The sequence below is a fragment of the Photorhabdus sp. HUG-39 genome, assembly GCF_963878365.1.
Lineage (GTDB): Bacteria > Pseudomonadota > Gammaproteobacteria > Enterobacterales > Enterobacteriaceae > Photorhabdus > Photorhabdus kayaii.
This window is the reverse complement of the sequence record NZ_CAWNWY010000006.1, coordinates 144,434-165,151: the sequence shown is the minus strand read 5'-3', so window position 1 is coordinate 165,151 and position 20,718 is coordinate 144,434. Positions and strand designations below refer to the sequence as shown.

Here is a 20,718-nt window from a genome sequence, read left to right as displayed (position 1 = left end):
CCCGCGAAGCGAAAATAACGCCCTGACGGGCGATTGAATCGGGTCAATGAGGAAAATGAGTTGTATTATGATTCGTAATGAAAGGAACAAACCCCATTATTTTCAATGGGGTTTGTCAGCGGTCTGAATGGGAGGTAAAAAACCTCCCATTTTAGGTGATGATAAAACAAGTGTTAGTTAAGAAAATTCGTTTTTTGCCCGTTAGTGTGGTTTTAAAAACTGGAAAAAAGGTAAGCGTATCATGAAGAAAACAAATAAAAACTTTAATCATTAAAGGTAAAAAACAGTGATTAAAGGTTTTTTAAAGCGGCTAGAAAGTTCGATTCTATAACTGATATTAAAAGAGAAAATATCAGGAAGAATAGGTTTTAAATTAATTGATAAGTGATAAAATAATAATATTAGCCGCATTAAGAGAATTAGTGGAAAAAATTTAAAAACGTTTAGCCGCATTAAGAGCTATTGAATAAATTGGTTTTACACTGTTTTAATTCGCCAAATCATTATAATTTTTCGACTTGTTTTAAATGATGAGAAAACACCTCTCCTTTTTTAAATAGGTTTGTTAGCGACCTAAAATGGGAGGTAAAGCCAGCCATTTTATTATCTCATTATCTCATTATCTCATTATCTCATTATCTCATTATCTCATTATCTCATTATCTCATTATCTCATTATCTTTTATAAATGATAATGATTTTACAGTAAGTTATCAGTAAATAAGCAAGGTTAAAAGCTTTTTATATAGTATTTAATTATTGATTAAATATTTAAATTTTACATTATAATCCATATAAACATATTTCTACCGATAATCGGCGAATTTAATTATTCTTAGATACGCCGGCAATATTCATTATGTTGAATATTGATTGGCAGATGGTTATTTCCCATAAATGAAAATTACACTTCATAATCAAAGACGATGATGTCGCCGACAGAATCTATAAGGAGATCTTTTAATTTGTCATGCACTGGGTGAGACAAATAGTTTGAAATAGCTTTATGATCATCAAATGTCATGGTGACAGCATGTGTAAAACCTTTGTTGTTATTTTATCTCGGATGTGAATTTTAACAAAAGAATATGGCGTATCATAATGGCTCCTGAAAGGTGTCTTTTTTTGCTGACGAAATAGAAAATAAATTGTTCTATTGCAAGATCCTTGAATATATCTCATCAATTAGTGGATGTGTGTTCGATTTTGCTGTTTTTGTTTCTCTGAGATATTATTAATTATAGTGTATTTGTTTATATTTGCACTGAGGCTGAACTCTCCTCCCACTTCTTGGCCGTTTGTGGGCTGATTCTGGGGCGGAATTGCTAGGAAGTATTAAAATGGAAAGAACGCACCGGAGGTAATGATGGAATACGAATTTTTGCTAGATGTCACTGGACTGGTGACTAGCCGGTTCTCAATGGATCACGAAGCTATTGGTCAGTGGCTGAATGAAGAAGTTAAAGGTGATTTGGCGGTGATAGATAAGATTGCTTCAGCGTTGGCCGAAATTAAAGGTAGTGAACGTCAATGGCAACTTGTAGGTCATGAATATACGCTGTTAATGGATGACGAAGAAGTTATGGTTCGTGCCAATCAGCTTGAGTTTGAAACTGATTCGATGGAGGAGGGCATGAGTTATTATGATAATGAGAGCCTGGCTTTTTGCGGTACCAAGGATTTTATTGATATGTTGGCCGATTATCGGGATTTTATTTTGCAAAAGTACGATTGGTAAGAAGCTGTATATAGACAGAAATAATTCTCTGGCACGATAGGCTTTTTTCTTACTGTTAATGGTCGCTATGAAGGATAATCATCAAGTAATTTTACTCAATGATAGTTAAGTAGCTAAAGAATCAAGGTGGTTTTAATGGAAGATATCAATCTGTCTGGTGGCATTAATGAAGCGACAAGCTGGCTCATTAATCATCAGGATTTAATCATTCAATATCTGGTCAATACTGTTGCTGCTATTCTCATTCTTGTTCTGGGATTAATGGCGGCGAAACTCATTAGTAAGGGCGTGAAAAGAGTTATGTCATTGCGTGGCATTGATGTAACGGTATCGGATTTCCTGGCTGCTGTTGTTCGTTATTTGATTATTGCGTTCACTATTATTGCAGTTTTGGGCAAATTAGGTGTTCAGACGGCTTCCGTCATTGCGGTTATCGGTGCTGCTGGTTTAGCTGTTGGTTTAGCTTTACAAGGTTCTTTGTCCAACTTTGCCGCAGGGGTATTGCTGGTGGCTTTTCGTCCAATCCGTGCGGGTGAATATGTTATTCTCGGCGCGGTTGAAGGCACCGTTGTTCAGGTGCAGATTTTTTCTACTACATTGCGTACAGCAGATGACAGAATTATCGTGATCCCGAATGGGAAAATTATTGCAGATAATGTTATTAATACCAGCCGTGAACCGAATCGTCGAACCCAGATCATGGTCGGTGTTGCGTATAATGCGGATATTGACGAAGTTAAAAAAGTATTAGGTGATGTTATTGCCGCAGACAATCGTATTCAGCATGATAAAGGCGTGACGATTCGTTTGCATGAAATGGCACCTTCTTCACTGAATTTTATTGTGCGTGTATGGACCACCAATGGTGATGCTTGGGAGGTTTATTGGGATTTGATGGAGAACTTTAAACGCACATTGGATAAACACAATATCAGTATTCCTTATCCACAAATGGATGTTTATTTGCATCAGAATCAAGCTATGGCGCGGAATAAAATGAGTGATTAATCAGAGGGATTGGATAATAACCTTCTGATTATGTGAATAGACCGTAAATTTTTACCAGTACATCAGCGCCGCGCTATCAATAGCGCGGCGCTCTATTCCCCAGGTTTATTTTATTGACATAAGGTATTAAAGTTGTTTTTAATAAAATCATCGTTAATATCTTCTGTCAGTGCTATTTTCTTGTTATCTGATAAGCAAAGGACAGCGGATGAAACATCTGAAGTATGGAAATTAATATCAGCAGTGACTATCCCATCACCTTTTTCACCCTGTATTTTAAGAATGAAACGTTCACAGCCTTTTTTACATAAGAAAGGCTGATAATTACTGAGCTCTACATCTGTAATATTGGCTGTACCAATATAGTATTCAATTATTTCATGGTGGTTTAATGTCTCTTCAACATCATTTCGAAGCAAATAGTAGTTTCTGACAGTAAGAGCAGCAATAATAATGATGACGAGTAGCATGAAACCCATAATTTTTTTCAAAATAGTCCCTTCCTCTTATTTTTCATAGAATTGATAGATTCATTAATACTTTTAGTGTGTATTAGCTTGATTTTCTTTGAATTAATCAAATAATTTTCCTGTAAAAATCTGCTTTTTGGTTGGTTATTAAAATTTCTTATGATCGATTAGAAGCATTTATTTCCTCTAATGAGCTATTCTTCTTAATATTCTGAACTTTGAAATAGCAAAGTGAATAATTATTGAGGAATTTTTTTATGTTATCGACATTTGTGCAGGGTTTTTTTCTTAGCGCCGCAATGATTTTGCCTCTTGGTCCACAAAATGCCTTTGTTATGCAGCAAGGCAGCAGGAGACAATTTCATCTAATGAGTGCAACTTTGTGCGCGATCAGTGATGGTTTTTTGATTGGTGTCGGTGTATTTGGTGGTAGTGCATTACTTAGTCAGTCAACTTTACTCTTGCAATTTGTCACCTGGGGAGGTGTTGCTTTTTTATTCTGGTATGGATGGGGGGCCTTACGTGTGGTTTTGTTTGCCAATGTTGAACTGGCGCAGGTAAATAATTCAGTAAAAAACCGTTGGCGGGTAATTGCGATCATCTTTGCGGTCACTTGGTTAAATCCGCATGTTTATTTAGATACCATTGTTGTTCTGGGTAGTATTGGTGGTCAGTTATCTTCAGAACTCAGACCTTGGTTTACTTTTGGGGCGGCAACTGCTTCTGTTAGTTGGTTTTTTTCTCTGTCATTACTAGCTGCATGGTTTTCCCCTGTGCTAAGTAAGCCGCTTTCTCAACGGATTATTAATGGGTTTATTTGTATCATAATGTGGTATATCGCATGGCAACTTGCTAAGCAGGGATTGCTAATTTCTGATTAAGCTGAACACTTCTTTGCATACAGTCTCTGTGTTAGTGTTTCATTCATCCCATGTATATTTCGGTTTTTCCGTGGGATGAACATTTTCTGTAACAGGTTTTCTTCGGAGGTTGTGTGAAATTGAAATCATTAGGGTTGGCCGCCATGTTAAGTGCCGGGGTGCCACTTGCTGCACAGGCAGCTGATTTACCCGGAGTCCCTCATGTTATTACTTCAGGTAATGCGGTAGTGAAAGCAGAACCGGATATAGCAACATTGATGATTAACGTCAATATTTCTGCTAAAGATGCTTCTGGGGCTAAAAAGCAGGTTGATGAGCTGGTTGCTAAATATTTTGATTTTCTGAAAAATCACGGTATTGAAAAGAAAGATATTGATGCAGCGAATTTGCGTACTCAGCCTGATTATGAGTACGATAATGTATCCGGCAAATCGGTGCTGAAAGGCTATCGTGCGATCCGTTCAGTGGAGGTGAAGGTTCGTAAGTTAGATCAACTTAATGATCTGCTAGATGGCGCATTAAAAGCGGGTTTGAACGAAATCGTATCTGTTCAGTTTGGTGTGGACAATCCGCAAAAATATCGTGATGAAGCCCGCCAGAAAGCGATTGAGAATGCGATTGAACAAGCTGATGCACTGGCGAAAGGCTTTAGTAGCAAAGTGGGTTCGATATACAGTATCAATTACCGAGCACCAGAGGTGATTGATCACATGAAGTATCGCAATACTGATGTGATGATGTCGGGAGGTGCTGCTGCTGGAGTGGGTGAAACTTACCAGCAGGATAGCATCAACTTCAGTGATCAGGTTGATGTGGTTTTTGAGCTAAAACCTTAATTAATGTCATCTTGTCTTAACATCTGACGCCCAAGTTTCAACAGGGCGTCAGTCACTTTTTTCATGGTCCTGCTTTCCGGTGCAAAACGATGCCAATAGAGCATCCGGCGCTGACATAAACCTGGTGTCAGGTCGATCAGTTCACCATTTTTCAATTCTTGATCAATCTGTAAATGTGGGATCATACAACAAGTGGAACCCTGTTTTGCCAGTTGTACAAAGGCTTCAGATGAGTTGACGATATGACATGGAACGCTGCCCGGTGACAACTCGAAGTTCTGTTGTAAAAATACCTGATGCATATCATCCAGATGGTCGAATGCAACCGCTGGGGCTTTTAGTAACGCCGAACGGGTAACCCCATTTGGGAAATAGCGGGTAGCAAATTTTGGTGAGGCGACAAACAGATAATCCAGTGCGCCTAGTTTATCAATCAGACAACTGGGTAAAGGTTGTGGTTGAATACTGACTGCGCCAACGACTTCACCTCTTCTTAGCTGTTCTTGAGTCCGAGTTTCATCTTCAACTTGAATATTGAGTCGGATAGGTAAATCAGCGAGTACCGGGTGTAGAGCCGGTAATAGCCAGGTTGCTAAGCTGTCAGCGTTGACTGCTAATGAAAGCAGCAATGGAGTATCGGTCCCCTGTTCATCGCCTAGCCATTGTTCTTCCAACAACTCTACCTGATGTAATAGTGCCAGTAGTTTTTGGCCTTGTTCGGTGGGGCGCGGAGGAACTGTGCGTACTAATAGAGGCTGACCAAACAGATTTTCCAACTGTTTGATACGTTGAGAAACCGCGGATTGAGTGATACAGAGTTTCTGGGCAGCACGCTCGAAGCCGCGTTCTCGGATCACCGCATCCAGAGCTTGTAGTGTTCGGTAGTCAGGGCGTTTCATTATAGAAAGATTCTCCATTTATTTTTCTGAATATCACTATGCCATATTTTTCTGATGTATGAGGCAATTTGTCTGGTGGGCCGTAAAATCCTACCTTTCAGAAATTACGCATGTTATACCCAATTTGGATAAATTTTTGTTGGCTGGTCGCCTTTGGGAAGAGGGTTCCATTTTTGAAGGTTGAGTTTGTTGACGTGGTTGAATAGGCGATATGCTCAGGAGAAATCACTGGGTGAAGCTGTTTTTGATAGCTTAATGATGAATTTTTGATCGGGATAAAGATTGTTTGCATGTTTCACTTAAGTGTAGTCTTTCAATAAAATTGTTAAAAAATCGTTATTTTTGGCTATTTAATAACAATGTAAGTAAGGTTGCTTTTTATGCTGTCACTGAAACATGTTGCACAATTAACATATAATACTTTGCAGTTATACATGGATCAGAGAGGAATAGATTTGGCGGTTGGTCCTATCTCTGACAGCGATGCAAACACGCTAACGAAAGCGTATGGTGAACTTAACTGGGAATATTATATTACAGAGGTCGGTAATCGACATGATTGCTTCAGCTTATGTATAAAATTTGTCATATCAAGGGAAAATCTCCAAATTGAATCTGCTCCGGCTGGAGTCGCTTTATCTACATATGATTTGCACGATAAGAGTTTTAACATCCATGTATTGGAAAATTTTGTGAAGGATACAGAAAATCATCCGTTGCATAGAAAGATGCTTTTGTATACTCTGTATGCAGCATTGATTTTCATGAATGTGGTTGATGGTGAAGACGTCAGGATTCATGAACCCGTTAAGGATAAAATAGCTTACTATCGTTCGTTTGGTTTTGAGCTAGAACGTTGTGGATATGTAATGTCATGTGATATTAAGACATTAACGGCAAAGTTGAAGAGTCGGTCTAAGGAGTTAGTTCTTTGACATTTGGCATTTATACCCTATGGATTTGTTGAAGGTGAAATCTTACTAAATTTGTTGCTATGGCCATAACAGAGAGATTTTGTCGGGAATTTTTTGTCCTGTATGACTAAATCAGTTCAGTAATGTGAAGTCGTTTTAGAGGTGTTGTTATGAGAACACAAAAAGAACCGATGTTCGATACCATTCAAACTTATAAAAAAGCGGGAGAGACCTTAGATTTTCTCATGAAAGTAGGTCCGGCTTTGGAAGATCATGCACAGGCACCAAGCCAAGAAAAGCAAGGTCGTCGTCGTAACAAAGAGGCTGCATAGACATCACTCTTTTTGTAGCCCGCTAGTATGGCGGGTTTTTCACATCATTCACTCTTAATTTTTCATGATTCATTTCACTCAACTTAATTGCGGTTTCTTTGTTGCTATCAAGGTTTATACCCTATGGATTTCAAGATGCATCGCGACGGCAAGGGAACGAATCCCCGGGAGCATAGATAACGATGTGACCGGGGTGAGTGAGTGCAGCTAACAAAGAGGCAACTTGAAAGATAACGGGTATATACTAGTCGACAGGCTTTCCTTGTAACTGATATAGGCAATGAATTGATATGACTCAGGACGAACTAAAAAAAGCAGTAGGTTGGGCAGCACTCGAATTTGTTACACCAGGAACGGTTGTGGGTGTGGGGACAGGTTCAACGGCTTCACACTTTATTGATGCCCTTGGTTCCATTAAAGATCAGATTGAAGGGGCAGTATCCAGCTCTGAGGCTTCTACTGAGAAGTTAAAAAGTTTGGGAATTCCTGTATTCGATTGTAATGAAGTGGATTCCCTTGATATCTACGTTGATGGTGCGGATGAAATCAATGGCAATATGCAGATGATTAAAGGCGGTGGTGCTGCATTGACGCGTGAAAAAATCATTGCTGCAATAGCAAAAAAATTCGTTTGTATTGTTGATGCCTCTAAAAAAGTTGATGTATTGGGTAAATTCCCTCTGCCGGTTGAAGTGATTCCAATGGCTCGGGCTTATGTTGCTCGTGAGTTGGTTAAATTGGGGGGAGTACCAAAATATCGTCAGAATGTCGTGACTGATAACGGCAATGTGATTCTTGATGTGCATAATCTAGCCATACTCGATCCTGTTGAGTTAGAGAATAAAATTAATCGTATCTCAGGTGTGGTGACTGTGGGCCTATTTGCTAACCGTGGTGCGGATATTGTATTGATGGGAACACTTGATGGAGTGGAAACCATTACTCAATAATATTATTTACAGGGGCGGAATTTTTCGCCCTTAAAAATTTTTTCACTTTTAAAATAGGTGGAGAATTTAGTGATATATTTCATATCTCTGATTGTTATTTAATCTAAATCCTAATTTTGTTCTTTTTCAGATCATTTTATTCCACATAATAACTACTTTATTAAGACTTATGTGACGGGAATAGCAATCGTTTATATTGCTGTGTTCGTTTTTTTGTTATGTTGAGAGAATGAATCTTAAATGTAACGAAGCGTAACAATAGGCAGGATAAATGGTTAAGGTATCTCTGGAAAAAGATAAGATTAAATTTTTGCTATTAGAAGGTGTGCATCAGAGCACGGTAGAAAATCTACGAACAGCCGGTTATAGCAATATCGAATATCATAAGGGAGCATTAGATTCCAAAGAGTTAAAAGAGGCAATTCGTGATACCCATTTTGTTGGTATCCGTTCCCGCACACAACTGACCGAAGACATTTTTCAGGCAGCTGAAAAATTGGTTGCGGTAGGCTGTTTTTGTATTGGTACCAATCAGGTTGATCTGAAAGCGGCTGCAAAACGTGGTATCCCTGTCTTTAATGCGCCATTTTCTAATACCCGTTCTGTTGCTGAAATGGTCCTTGGTGAGTTGTTGTTATTGCTGCGTCGTATCCCTTTGGCGAATGCGAAAGCTCATCGTGGAGTGTGGGATAAGCAGGCTAAAGGCTGCTATGAAGTTCGTGGTAAAAAACTGGGCATTATCGGTTACGGTCATATTGGCACTCAGCTTGGTATTCTGGCTGAAAATATTGGTATGGATGTCTACTTTTACGATATTGAAAACAAATTGCCGTTAGGTAACGCTCATCAGGTACGTCATTTGTCAGAATTACTCAATATGAGTGATGTGGTTAGTTTGCATGTACCAGAAACGCCATCAACTAAAAATATAATTGGTGCAACTGAACTGACCCTGATGAAACCGGGTTCTATCCTGATTAATGCTTCACGCGGGACGGTGGTGGATATCCCGGCATTATGTGATGCATTGGAAAGTGAACATCTGTCAGGGGCGGCTGTGGATGTGTTCCCTGTTGAACCGGCAACCAATAATGATCCATTTGAGTCACCGTTACGTAAATTTGATAACGTGTTGCTGACCCCACATATTGGTGGTTCTACCCAAGAAGCGCAGGAAAACATTGGTTATGAAGTCGCAGGAAAGTTAGCGAAATACTCTGATAATGGTTCTACCTTATCAGCAGTAAACTTCCCGGAAGTGTCTCTTCCTGTTCATGCTGATGATACCAACCGGTTTCTACATATTCATGAAAATCGGCCCGGTATATTGAACAGTATTAACCAAGTGTTTGCTGAACAGGATATCAATATTGCCGCTCAGTATCTGCGTACCAGTGGGGATATGGGTTATGTGGTTATTGATATTGTGACTGAAAATCCTGCTCAAGCTGAAATGGTATTTCAGAAACTGAAAGCATTGCCGGGTACTATCCGTTCTCGCCTGCTTTACTGATTGTTTTGATATATCAAAAATGGGTGCTTTGTGTAAGGCGCCCATTTTTTACTGCCATTGCCAGATTTTTTCAGGTGTGATGATTTCGGGTAATGGGATATCCCATTCGGCTATGGGCAGTGTATCGACTAACTGACAGTTATGCGCCAGACCTATCGGATAGAAATTTTTTTGTCGCCATTGCCTCAATGTACGATCGTAAAAGCCGCCACCCATGCCAAGCCGTTGCCCTGTGCGGTCAAAAGCAACCAGCGGGATCATCATGATATCCAGTTCTGATAATGGTAAAACCTGCTCAACATTCAGCGGTGGTTCTTCTATATTGAAGCGATTTCTGATGAGTGGGGTATCGGGTTGATAGTTTAAAAATAGCAGATGGTGATGACGGAAAGGATGCAATACCGGCAGATAGATCTGTTTATTTTGTTGCCAGAGTTGGTTAATCAGTGGACGGGTATCAAGTTCACCATCAAACGAAAGGAATAGTGCGATTTTGCTGGCTTGGTGAATTTTGGGGTGGTTGATTGCTCGCTCAGCAGCCCGTCTTGCAAAAAGAGATTGTTGTTCAGGAGTGAGTTCACGGCGTTGTCGGCGTATTTTCTTTCTAATGCTTTGTCTGAGTGGTAATAGGGGCTCTGATTGCATAGAACCTGCCAGTGGATAGCAGCAGCGATTAAAGTTGAGATTCTCCAAGATGTCGTTACAGGTAGTAACCCTTGAACCCTTGGTTCAAGGTGAACATAGTGTCGCAGCTTTAAGGCTTCTCGGCCGAACCGAGCATGCACACCAGACTACGGAGCACCACATTCTATAATGTATGAAATATCGGCTCAGGGGACTTTCCCCGTTCACGAACATCTCAGAGAAATTTATTCAGTGCTTGTTAAGCAACTTTATGGACCCTATTGTATGAAACTAAATACAGAAAGCAACTAATTCTCGAATGATTCACTCACTAATGCATGATTTATCAATAGAATTCATTTAGTTGGTGCAATTGTGCTCTCAGTGATGCGACCTTGTTCCACTAATGCTTGTTCTATAGTCTGCTGAAGCATCTTTATTTTCTGTTCCATATTATAGGCATAATCACGGGTTTTCACTTTTTCTTGCGCCAATTCGTGACAGATATTCAGTGCCACAATAAAAATCAGTTGTTCAGTATTGGTTACTCTGGTGCGCTCTTTTAAATCATCTAAACGTTGCTCAAGTTCCACAGCCGCAGCCAGCAATGCTTCTTTTTGCTCTGATGGACAATTGACACGTAGTGACCGCCCAAAAATCTGGATATCTACCGGTTGTGCAGACATGACCCCTTCCTGACTTATTGCTGCGCCTTGGTTTTAATTCTGAATTATAGAATTGAAACCGGCGCCAATCATTATAACGCCATACCCACAGACAACTCACGATTAGCGAAGGTTGTTGTCTGGTATAGCGACTCCCCTTGGTGGTAGCATAGCATGAACTTACACCGTCAACGATGACCAATACACATGTCTATACAGAATTCATTACCAGATTATCAATCTTTTGACGAAATATTGCATCAACAGTCAGTGGCACTGACGGCAGCGGAGATGCATGGGTTGATTAGCGGCCTGCTGTGCGGCGGTAATCGCGACAGTAGTTGGCAGATATTAGTTCATGACTTAGCTAATGATGGGCTAGCGTTTTCCCATCCATTAGCTCAACAATTGCGTGAATTACGTGAAATCACATTCGAATCATTGGATGACAGTAATTTTGCATTTGGTTTATTGCTGCCAGATGAGGAAGATAATGTATATGAACGAGCAGATGCATTAGCTGGATGGGTTAACCATTTTTTGCTGGGATTAGGTGTTGCTCAACCGAAGTTCGCGGATAAAAAAGAGATCAATGAGATTATTGGTGATTTGCGCAATATCGGTCTGCTTGGTTATGAAGAAGGTGATGATCAAGAAGAGTTGGCGCAGGCACTGGAAGAGGTCCTTGAATATGTGCGGGTGGCTGCGCAGCTTTGCTATATCGCTTTTACTGAACCTAAAGCCGTTTTAATCGCAAAAAATGATAAACCAACATTGCATTAATTGGTGTTTATTGAGCGCAAGAAATACCCTATGGATTTCAAGATGGATCGCGGCGGTAAGGGAGTGAATCCCCGGGAGCATAGGTAACGATGTGACCGGGGTGAGCGAGTGCCGCCAACAAAGAGGTAACTTGAAAGATAACGGGTACAATTAACTAAGTCGCAGGAGAGGGTATGATCAAACAAGAATATTTATCCCGCCGTCAGGCTTTACTGGCAAAAATGGCTCCGGCCAGCGCAGCGATTATTTTTTCTGCCCCGCCTGCGCCACGAAATTCAGATAATGAATATCCCTATCGTCAGCATAGCGATTTCCTTTATTTGACGGGGTTTAATGAACCGGAAGCGGTGCTGATATTAATTAAGAGTGATGATACGCATAATCATAGTGTTCTTTTTAATCGAGCGAGTGACTTGGCTGCGGAAATTTGGTTTGGTCGTCGTCTTGGGCAAGAAGCGGCACCGGAAAAACTGGGTATTGATCGTGCTTTGCCTTTTGATGATATCAAAGAAGAGCTTTACCTGTTGCTGAATGGTTTGGATGTGGTTTATCACGCGCAAGGTGAATTTGCCTACGCAGATGAAATTGTCTTTCATGCGTTGGACATATTAAGAAAAGGCGGTCGCCGTAATCTTTCAGCGCCTTTATCGATAATTGATTGGCGCCCTTGGGTACATGAAATGCGGTTATTCAAATCTAAGGCAGAAATTGAGGCTATGCGCCGGGCGGGTAGAATCAGTGCTCAGGCCCATATGCGAGCGATGAAAATTTGCCGCCCAGGAATGTTTGAATATCAACTGGAAGCTGAAATTCATCACGAATTTACTCATCAAGGGGCTCGTCATCCTGCTTACAACACGATTGTAGGGAGCGGTGAAAATAGCTGTATTCTGCACTACACCGAGAATGAAAGCAGGATGAAAGAGGGTGACTTGGTGTTGGTTGACGCAGGTTGTGAATATCTGGGGTATGCCGGAGATATCACCCGGACTTTCCCTGTCAATGGCAAGTTTACTCGTGCTCAGCGTGAAATTTACAATATAGTACTGAAAACATTAAATGTTTCATTGGAATTGTATAAGCCAGGTACCAGCATCAACAAAGTTACAGAACATGTCGTGCGGATTATGGTGGAAGAGTTGGTGAAACTGGGCATTATGCACGGCGAAATTGAACATTTAATCGAAACTAAAGCTTATCGTCAGTTCTTTATGCATGGCCTCGGTCACTGGTTAGGATTGGATGTACACGATGTCGGTGATTATGGTGTAGAACGCGATCGTATTCTGCAACCGGGAATGGTATTGACGGTTGAACCGGGGATTTATATTGCGCTGGATGCAGATGTGCCGTTGGAATATCGGGGTATCGGTATCCGTATTGAAGATGACATTTTGATCACTGAAACGGGTAATGAAAACCTGACAGCCAGTGTCGTTAAAGAAGCTGATGAGATTGAAGCTCTGATGGTGAAAGCAAAACAGGGTTAAGTTAAGAATGAACGTGATTATCGTTGGTGGAGGCATGACCGGCGCGACACTTGCGCTGGCGATATCTTCCCTGAGTAAGGGGCAGATTCATGTGTCCCTGATTGAAGCGGCAGAGCTTGCGCAGAAACATCCCGGTTTTGATGCCAGAGCGATAGCGCTGGCTTACGGTACTTGTCAGCGTTTACAACAGATTGGCGTTTGGTCTGCTCTGGAAGATTATGTGATACCGATAACTCACGTTCATGTTAGTGATCGTGGTCATGCAGGATTTGTGAACCTTTGTGCAAAAGAATATAACATTTCCGCTCTAGGTCATGTTGTCGAATTGTATGATGCAGGGCAGGGTTTGTTCGGATTACTGAAAAATGCGCCTGGTGTAACGCTGTATTGTCCATCCAGGGTTATGGCTGTTGAAAGAACCCTATCATCGGTAACTGTTACTCTGGACAGCGGCGAACGACTGCAAGGTGAATTGCTGGTAGCGGCTGATGGCAGCCATTCTGCCATTGGTCACGCCTGTAATATTCAGTGGCAACGGCACGCTTATGAACAGGTTGCCGTGATTACAAATGTACTGACTTCAGAACATCCGCGAGGCAGTGCATTTGAGCGTTTCACGGAATATGGTCCACTTGCTTTGCTACCAATGTCTGGGGGGTGGAGCTCGCTGGTATGGTGCCATCAGTTGGCGCGGAGAAAGGAGATCGCGGGTTGGAGTAATGAGCAATTTATTAGGCAGTTACAGCGGGCATTTGGCTGGAGATTGGGGAAAATATTGGAAACCGGCCAGCGTCACAGCTATCCATTGACACTATCTACTGCAAATCAACAAATTAGTCACCGATTGGCGCTGGTGGGAAATGCCGCGCAAACATTACATCCAATTGCCGGTCAGGGTTTTAATCTTGGAATGCGAGATGTTATGACACTGGCGCAGATTGTTTCTGAGGCTTTTGCTGCTGGTCAGGATATTGGTACTTACCCGGTTTTGGCCAACTATCAGCGGCAACGGATTTTAGATCGGGAAAATACCATCGATATTACTGATGGATTGATACGGATATTTGCCAATCGTTATTTCCCATTACAAATCGGGCGTAACTTGGGCTTGATGATAATGGAAAAATTCTCTCCTGTGCGGGATATGTTGGCCCGTCAGACTCTGGGTTGGGTTGCCCAAAGATAACCGCAGATAAAGCAGACAAAATAAGAGGACGTTATATTATGCAATCATTTGATGTGGTTATCGCTGGTGGCGGTATGGTTGGTTTGGCGCTTGCTTGTGGCTTACAAGGCAGTGGTTTGCGGGTGGCTGTGGTGGAGAGCTATCCGCCTACTCAACCCGTTATTGCTGGAGAAGAGTATGCTTTGCGGGTTTCTGCGATTAATGCGGCCAGTGAGCGCCTGTTACAGCATCTTGGTGTGTGGCAACAAATTCTGGATATGCGTACTAGTCCTTATCAAGAAATAGAGGTTTGGGAGCGGGATAGCTTTGGCCGTATACGGTTCAGCGCGGCTGAATATGGGCTGGAATATCTTGGTCATATCATTGAAAACCGAGTTATCCGTGAAGCATTATGGAAAAAAGCAGACAGCTTATCTGAAGTGACCATTTTGGCACCGGCGGCTTTGCAACAGATTGCCTGGGGTGAAAATGAAGCTTTTATGACTTTATCCGATGGTCGCATGTTAACGGCTCGTTTAGTTGTTGGCGCTGATGGCGCTCACTCATGGTTGCGTCAACATGCTGATATCCCTCTCACATTCTGGGATTATGAACATCATGCGTTGGTAGCCACTATTCGCACCGAAGAGCTGCACGGCCGGGTTGCCCGTCAGGTCTTTTATGGTGATGGTATTTTGGCGTTTTTACCCCTTGCCGATCCCCATTTGTGTTCTATCGTCTGGTCACTACCGGGTGAAGTCGCAGAACAACACAAACAGCTTGATCATAGGCGTTTCAACCAGCAATTGGCGGTAGATTTTGATCTGCGCCTTGGTCAATGTGAACTGATGAGTGAGCGTCTGGCGATTCCACTGACCGGTCGCTATGCCCGTAATTTTGCGGCTCATCGTCTGGCCTTGTTGGGAGATGCTGCCCATACTATTCACCCATTGGCAGGCCAGGGAGTGAATTTGGGCTTCATGGATGTCGCTGAGCTGATAGGCGAATTGCGTCGTTTGCATGGTCAGGGAAAAGATATTGGTCAGCACTTTTATTTACGTCGCTATGAGCGCCGACGTAAACATGGTGCTGCTGTGATGCTGGCCGGGATGCAAGGTTTTCGTCAATTATTTGATGGCAATAATCCGGCGAAAAAACTTTTGCGGGATGTCGGGTTGTCTCTGGCAGATAATTTACCGGGAATTAAACCTAAATTACTTCGTCAGGCAATGGGATTGAATGACTTACCGGACTGGCTCTCTTCTAAATCCTATTCGGCTGAAAAAATCTAATTTAGCCTCTGCTTATCGATAACTTTTTCTCATATCTTGCTGAAATATGAATAGGTGGTTTTATTCATATTTCAGTTGATTTGTAACAGAAAATGAGTGTTTTCTAAAGTTAATTGTTAATTTTGAGTATTATGACTCATTTTAATAGTTGAAAATTCTGCATACTTATAACCTGTTTTTTAATGGTCACTGGATTGAACCCTATTTTTACTTATGGTTCATTTGGGTTTTCAGTGATAACTTTCATTCTAAGATATCGTTTGCGTCGCGTTTTTTAGCCGCTTTTTGTTCATGATTCACAGTATCTGTCGGTTAATACGCGGTATGTTTTCATGTAGGAAATGAAAAGAGGGAAATAATGGCAAAACAAACTCCATTGTATGACCAGCATCTGGCTTGTGGTGCACGTATGGTAGATTTTCATGGCTGGATGATGCCTTTGCATTATGGTTCACAAATGGATGAACATCATATTGTCCGCACTCATGCCGGTATGTTTGATGTTTCCCACATGACGATTGTGGATCTGCATGGTACTGGTTGCCGTGATTTCCTGCGTTATTTGTTGGCAAATGACATTGCTAAACTGACAGAAAAGGGTAAAGCCTTATACACCGGGATGCTTAATGCTTCTGGTGGTGTAATTGATGACCTGATTGTTTATTACCTTAGCAATGATTTTTATCGGTTGGTGGTCAATTCTGCGACTCGTGAGAAAGATCTGGCTTGGATTAATGAACATGTAGCCAGTTACCCGGTTGATATTCAGGTTCGTGATGATCTGGCATTAATTGCGGTTCAGGGGCCTGAAGCTCAGGCAAAAGTACAGTCTCTATTGAATGATGAACAGCAACAGACTATTGCTGGAATGAAACCTTTCTTTGGTGTCCAGGCGGGGGATCTGTTTATCGCAACAACGGGTTATACCGGTGAGGCGGGTTATGAAGTGGCATTACCAAAAGCGCAAGCAGCGGATTTCTGGCAAAAATTACTGAGTGTCGGCGTTAAGCCCGCGGGATTAGGTGCGCGTGATACGTTGCGACTTGAAGCCGGTATGAACCTCTATGGACAGGAAATGGATGAAACCATTTCTCCTCTTGCGGCTAACATGGGCTGGACAATCGCTTGGAAACCCGAAGATCGCCAGTTTATCGGCCGTGAAGCGCTAGAAAAACAGCGTGAAAAGGGCACTGAGCAATTGGTTGGTTTGGTGATGAGAGAAAAAGGTGTGTTACGCGGTGGCTTAACGGTCAGTTTTACTGATGAGATGGAGGTTTTACACTCTGGCATTATTACCAGTGGTACGTTCTCCCCAACATTAGGATTCAGCATTGCCCTTGCCCGTGTGCCGCAAGGGATTGGTGAACAGGCAATTGTACAAATCCGCAATCGTGAAATGCTGGTTCAGGTAGTCAAACCTAGCTTTGTACGGGCGGGTAAACCTCTCGTATAGTCATTTTTATCGAATAATAACTTGATGAGTAAATAGTAATTTATCCCGGTAAGCATGATTGGTGCAGGAGCACAAAATAGCCTAATAGGGGTAGATTCTAGGATTGAAGGAGATGATAGTAATGAGTAATGTACCCGCAGAGTTAAGATATGCTGAATCACATGAGTGGGTTCGTGCAGAAGGTAATGGTGAATACACTGTAGGTATTACCGAGCATGCACAAGAACTGCTCGGCGATATGGTCTTTGTTGATTTGCCAGAAGTAGGTGATGAAATCAATCTTGGTGATGATTGTGCGGTTGTTGAATCAGTAAAAGCGGCTTCTGATATCTATGCACCACTGAGTGGTGAAATTATTGCCGTTAATGAAGCGCTAAATGACGCGCCTGAATTGGTTAACAGTGAGCCTTATAATGAAGGCTGGCTGTTCCGTATTAAAGCCTCTGATGAAAGTGAACTTTCGAGTTTGCTGAATGCCGAAGGATATCAGGCACTTCTGGACGAAGAAGAATAATATGCTTACCGCCGCCCTGTCTCACATGATGAACAGGGCGTTTTTATTTGTATGCCATTTCTGGCCAGCTTCAGGAATTAGTAACAAATGACCCAGACATTAAGCCAACTTGAGAACCAGGGTGAGTTTATCCGCCGTCATATAGGCTCTTCCGCCGAACAGCAAAAAGAGATGCTGGTGACAGTGGGGGCAAATTCCCTTAATGATTTAACACAGAAAATTGTTCCCCGTGATATCGCGTTACCAGAGCCTCCCGATGTTGGCGGTGGTGCAACTGAACAGCAAGCACTCGCTGAACTGAAAGCGATTGCCAGCCAAAATAAACGTTACCAATCCTATATTGGTATGGGGTATGTGCCTGCTGTACTTCCGCCGGTTATTTTGCGTAATTTATTAGAAAATCCTGGCTGGTATACCGCTTATACACCTTATCAACCGGAAGTTTCTCAAGGTCGCCTTGAATCACTGTTGAATTTCCAACAAGTGACGATCGATTTGACGGGTTTGGATATTGCTTCTGCTTCTTTGCTGGATGAAGCTACCGCGGCGGCTGAAGCAATGGCAATGGCAAAACGTACCAGCAAACTGAAAAATGCTGACCGTTTCTTTGTTGCTGATGATATCCATCCGCAAACATTAGACGTTGTTCGTACCCGTGCGGAAACCTTTGGCTTTGATGTGATTGTAGATAAAGCAGAAAAAGTCTTGGAGCTGGACGGTGTATTTGGCGTGTTGTTACAACAGGTTGGCACGACAGGTGAAGTTCATGATTATGCTGATCTGATTACACAACTGAAACAGCGCAAAATCATTGTCAGTGTTGCCGCTGACTTGATGGCGTTGCTGCTGCTGACTGCGCCGGGTAAACAAGGCGCTGACATTGTGTTTGGTTCTGCTCAGCGTTTTGGCGTACCGATGGGTTATGGCGGTCCCCACGCAGCATTTTTTGCCAGCCGTGATGAATTCAAACGTTCTATGCCGGGACGTATTATCGGCGTTTCCCTTGATGCGGCAGGTAATACGGCACTGCGCATGGCAATGCAAACCCGTGAGCAGCATATCCGTCGTGAGAAAGCGAATTCCAACATCTGTACTGCTCAGGTGTTGTTGGCAAATATCGCGGCGATGTATGCGGTATATTATGGTTCGAAGGGGCTGAAACGCATTGCGAGCCGTATTCATCGTCTGACTGACATTCTGGCGGTCGGGTTACAGAAAGCTGGATTTACTCTACGTTACAAAACTTGGTTTGATACTCTGACTGTTGAAGTTGCTGATAAAGCAGCAGTATTAGCCCGGACAGAGAAAGCTGAAATCAATTTGCGTACCGATATTTACGGCGCGGTGGGTATCACATTAAGTGAGGCTACCGGTCGTGATGATCTGGTCAAATTGTTCTCTGTGCTGACAGGCACGGATGACAAGCTAGATGTTGAAGCACTGGATAAAGAGCTGATGACGGAAAGTCTCTCCATTCCTGCATCAATGTTGCGCAGTGATGAAATCCTTCTGCATCCAAATTTCAACCGTTATCATAGTGAAACGGATATGATGCGCTATATGCATCGTCTTGAACGCCGAGATTTAGCACTGAATCAGGCAATGATCCCATTGGGTTCTTGCACCATGAAACTTAATGCTGCGGCAGAAATGTTACCGATCTCTTGGCCTGAATTTAATGAACTACACCCATTCTGTCCGCCAGAGCAAGCACAGGGTTATCAGCAAATGATCAGCCAATTATCTCACTGGCTGGTGCAACTGACAGGTTATGATGCCGTTTGTATGCAACCAAACTCCGGTGCGCAGGGTGAATATGCGGGTCTGCTTGCTATTCGCCGTTACCACGAAAGTCGTGGAGAAGGGCATCGTCATATCTGTTTAATCCCCAGTTCTGCTCATGGCACCAACCCGGCTTCTGCTCATATGGCAGGTATGACAGTTGTGGTGGTGAGTTGCGATAAAGAGGGCAACATTGATCTGGCAGACCTGCGTGAAAAAGCGGACAAATCCGGTGGTGAGCTTTCTTGCATCATGGTGACTTACCCGTCAACCCACGGTGTATATGAAGAAACGATCCGTCAGGTGTGTGAAATCATTCATCAGTATGGTGGTCAGGTTTACCTTGATGGTGCGAATATGAACGCGCAGGTTGGCATCACCGCGCCAGGTTTTATCGGTGCTGATGTTTCACACCTCAACCTTCATAAAACATTCTGTATCCCACATGGCGGCGGTGGTCCAGGAATGGGGCCGATTGGCGTAAAAGCCCATTTAGCGCCGTTCTTGCCAGGGCACTCGGTAGTTCAAATGGATGGCATTACCGAACAGAGAGCTGTCTCAGCGGCGCCATTTGGTAGTGCTTCTATTTTGCCGATTAGCTGGATGTATATCCGCATGATGGGCTCACAAGGATTGAAACAGGCAAGCCAGACGGCGATTTTGAATGCTAACTATATTGCTGCTCGCTTAAAGAATGATTATGACGTGTTGTATACCGGTCATAATGGTTATGTGGCACATGAATGTATTCTGGATATTAGACCGTTGAAAGAAGAGTTTGGTATCAGCGAGATGGATATTGCCAAGCGCTTGATTGACTATGGTTTCCATGCACCAACCATGTCATTCCCGGTTGCCGGTACGCTAATGGTGGAACCTACAGAATCAGAAAGCAAAGTGGAAATTGATCGCTTTGTGGATGCTATGTTGGCAATTCGTGCTGAAATTGGCAAAGTGGCGCAAGGTGAATGGTCATTGGAAGATAACCCATTGGTCAATGCGCCTCACGTACAAGCTGAACTGGTTTCTGACTGGAGTCATAATTACAGCCGTGAAACTGCGGTTTTCCCAACCTTGGAAACCAAAGCCAATAAATATTGGCCTGCGGTTAAACGCCTTGATGATGTTTACGGTGATCGTAATCTGCATTGCTCTTGTGCCCCTGTCAGTGATTATCAATAATTACTAAATATAATAGTCAACGCCAGTATAATAACTGGTGTTGCTATTATTTATACCCGTCATAATCCATAGGGTATATACCCTGCGCCATTTAATATCTCCAGCCTTATCGCGATTTTCTAGCATTTAATATGACAGATTCCCCATTATCAGGATTAAAAAAACGAATGATGATCACATTTTGCACTACATATTCAGACAGTCAATTAATTACGCATTAGAATAGT

General features: G+C 42.4%; 20 protein-coding genes, 1 other RNA gene and 1 pseudogene. 16 read left to right on the top strand and 6 right to left on the bottom strand.

The genetic code is table 11. From position 1 onward, the window contains the following. Positions 1 to 904: 904 nt before the first annotated feature. Positions 905 to 1,039: pseudogene (locus AAC155_RS24405) on the bottom strand (Dabb family protein); the annotation flags it as partial. 327 nt (positions 1,040 to 1,366) lie between these two features. Here AAC155_RS24405 and AAC155_RS06585 point away from each other — a divergent pair. Both AAC155_RS06585 and mscS read left to right on the top strand, forming a co-directional pair. Then, complete coding sequence (locus AAC155_RS06585; protein ID WP_112876755.1) at positions 1,367 to 1,738, top strand: YacL family protein; 372 nt, start codon at positions 1,367 to 1,369, stop codon at positions 1,736 to 1,738. Between the two features lie 135 nt (positions 1,739 to 1,873). Continuing rightward, positions 1,874 to 2,746 carry a small-conductance mechanosensitive channel MscS gene (gene mscS / locus AAC155_RS06580; protein ID WP_112876754.1) on the top strand — a complete coding sequence of 291 codons (873 nt, stop codon included), beginning with the start codon at positions 1,874 to 1,876 and terminating at the stop codon, positions 2,744 to 2,746. A gap of 110 nt (positions 2,747 to 2,856) precedes the next feature. Here the strand turns inward: mscS and AAC155_RS06575 are convergent, their stop codons facing one another. Beyond that, positions 2,857 to 3,237, bottom strand: a complete 381-nt coding sequence (locus AAC155_RS06575; RefSeq protein WP_146748065.1) for a hypothetical protein — start codon at positions 3,235 to 3,237, stop codon at positions 2,857 to 2,859. 236 nt (positions 3,238 to 3,473) lie between these two features. Here AAC155_RS06575 and argO point away from each other — a divergent pair, with 236 nt between their 5' ends. Beyond that, a complete protein-coding gene (gene argO, locus AAC155_RS06570; RefSeq protein WP_112876752.1) occupies positions 3,474 to 4,097 on the top strand; it encodes an arginine exporter ArgO in 624 nt (207 codons plus the stop codon). A gap of 113 nt (positions 4,098 to 4,210) precedes the next feature. Further along, the gene (locus tag AAC155_RS06565) at positions 4,211 to 4,933 is read left to right on the top strand and encodes an oxidative stress defense protein (protein WP_113041487.1); all 723 of its coding nucleotides are present in this window, start codon (positions 4,211 to 4,213) and stop codon (positions 4,931 to 4,933) included. Here AAC155_RS06565 and AAC155_RS06560 read toward each other — a convergent pair. Beyond that, positions 4,930 to 5,832, bottom strand: a complete 903-nt coding sequence (locus AAC155_RS06560; RefSeq protein ID WP_113041486.1) for a LysR family transcriptional regulator ArgP — start codon at positions 5,830 to 5,832, stop codon at positions 4,930 to 4,932. The two genes, AAC155_RS06565 and AAC155_RS06560, sit on opposite strands and share 4 nt — an antisense overlap. A gap of 380 nt (positions 5,833 to 6,212) precedes the next feature. Between AAC155_RS06560 and AAC155_RS06555 the strand changes: the two genes are divergently transcribed. The 5 genes from AAC155_RS06555 (at position 6,213) to serA (ending at position 9,541) form a co-directional block, all read left to right on the top strand. Continuing rightward, positions 6,213 to 6,767 (top strand): hypothetical protein, encoded by a 555-nt coding sequence (locus AAC155_RS06555; protein ID WP_113041485.1) that lies wholly within the window; start codon positions 6,213 to 6,215, stop codon positions 6,765 to 6,767. A 149-nt stretch (positions 6,768 to 6,916) separates the two neighbouring features. After that, a complete protein-coding gene (locus AAC155_RS06550) occupies positions 6,917 to 7,078 on the top strand; it encodes a hypothetical protein (protein ID WP_191214778.1) in 162 nt (53 codons plus the stop codon). 64 nt (positions 7,079 to 7,142) lie between these two features. Then, positions 7,143 to 7,289, top strand: coding sequence for a hypothetical protein (locus tag AAC155_RS06545; RefSeq protein WP_158536508.1), 147 nt, complete (start codon positions 7,143 to 7,145; stop codon positions 7,287 to 7,289). Between the two features lie 79 nt (positions 7,290 to 7,368). After that, on the top strand, positions 7,369 to 8,028 hold the full coding sequence (gene rpiA, locus AAC155_RS06540) for a ribose-5-phosphate isomerase RpiA (protein ID WP_109791769.1): 660 nt from the start codon (positions 7,369 to 7,371) through the stop codon (positions 8,026 to 8,028). A 271-nt stretch (positions 8,029 to 8,299) separates the two neighbouring features. Continuing rightward, the gene (gene serA / locus AAC155_RS06535) at positions 8,300 to 9,541 is read left to right on the top strand and encodes a phosphoglycerate dehydrogenase (protein WP_113041484.1); all 1,242 of its coding nucleotides are present in this window, start codon (positions 8,300 to 8,302) and stop codon (positions 9,539 to 9,541) included. A 48-nt stretch (positions 9,542 to 9,589) separates the two neighbouring features. Here serA and AAC155_RS06530 read toward each other — a convergent pair whose 3' ends face one another. From AAC155_RS06530 to zapA, 3 genes are all read right to left on the bottom strand, one after another. Further along, the gene (locus tag AAC155_RS06530; RefSeq protein WP_113041483.1) at positions 9,590 to 10,186 is read right to left on the bottom strand and encodes a 5-formyltetrahydrofolate cyclo-ligase; all 597 of its coding nucleotides are present in this window, start codon (positions 10,184 to 10,186) and stop codon (positions 9,590 to 9,592) included. Between the two features lie 37 nt (positions 10,187 to 10,223). Then, a non-coding RNA gene (ssrS, locus tag AAC155_RS06525) (6S RNA) lies at positions 10,224 to 10,410 on the bottom strand. A gap of 111 nt (positions 10,411 to 10,521) precedes the next feature. Next, positions 10,522 to 10,851 carry a cell division protein ZapA gene (gene zapA / locus AAC155_RS06520; protein WP_112876745.1) on the bottom strand — a complete coding sequence of 110 codons (330 nt, stop codon included), beginning with the start codon at positions 10,849 to 10,851 and terminating at the stop codon, positions 10,522 to 10,524. A gap of 186 nt (positions 10,852 to 11,037) precedes the next feature. Between zapA and AAC155_RS06515 the strand changes: the two genes are divergently transcribed. From AAC155_RS06515 to gcvP, 7 genes are all read left to right on the top strand, one after another. After that, complete coding sequence (locus AAC155_RS06515) at positions 11,038 to 11,613, top strand: YecA/YgfB family protein (RefSeq protein WP_113041482.1); 576 nt, start codon at positions 11,038 to 11,040, stop codon at positions 11,611 to 11,613. 173 nt (positions 11,614 to 11,786) lie between these two features. Next, positions 11,787 to 13,103 (top strand): Xaa-Pro aminopeptidase, encoded by a 1,317-nt coding sequence (gene pepP / locus AAC155_RS06510; protein ID WP_113041481.1) that lies wholly within the window; start codon positions 11,787 to 11,789, stop codon positions 13,101 to 13,103. A gap of 7 nt (positions 13,104 to 13,110) precedes the next feature. Continuing rightward, positions 13,111 to 14,289 (top strand): 2-octaprenyl-6-methoxyphenyl hydroxylase, encoded by a 1,179-nt coding sequence (gene ubiH, locus AAC155_RS06505; protein ID WP_113041480.1) that lies wholly within the window; start codon positions 13,111 to 13,113, stop codon positions 14,287 to 14,289. 38 nt (positions 14,290 to 14,327) lie between these two features. Beyond that, a complete protein-coding gene (gene ubiI, locus AAC155_RS06500; protein ID WP_113041479.1) occupies positions 14,328 to 15,560 on the top strand; it encodes an FAD-dependent 2-octaprenylphenol hydroxylase in 1,233 nt (410 codons plus the stop codon). 358 nt (positions 15,561 to 15,918) lie between these two features. Next, positions 15,919 to 17,013 (top strand): glycine cleavage system aminomethyltransferase GcvT, encoded by a 1,095-nt coding sequence (gcvT, locus tag AAC155_RS06495; protein ID WP_113041478.1) that lies wholly within the window; start codon positions 15,919 to 15,921, stop codon positions 17,011 to 17,013. 121 nt (positions 17,014 to 17,134) lie between these two features. After that, positions 17,135 to 17,527 (top strand): glycine cleavage system protein GcvH, encoded by a 393-nt coding sequence (gene gcvH, locus AAC155_RS06490; protein WP_112894392.1) that lies wholly within the window; start codon positions 17,135 to 17,137, stop codon positions 17,525 to 17,527. An 87-nt stretch (positions 17,528 to 17,614) separates the two neighbouring features. After that, the gene (gcvP, locus tag AAC155_RS06485; protein WP_113041477.1) at positions 17,615 to 20,491 is read left to right on the top strand and encodes an aminomethyl-transferring glycine dehydrogenase; all 2,877 of its coding nucleotides are present in this window, start codon (positions 17,615 to 17,617) and stop codon (positions 20,489 to 20,491) included. The last annotated feature ends 227 nt before the right edge of the window (positions 20,492 to 20,718 follow it).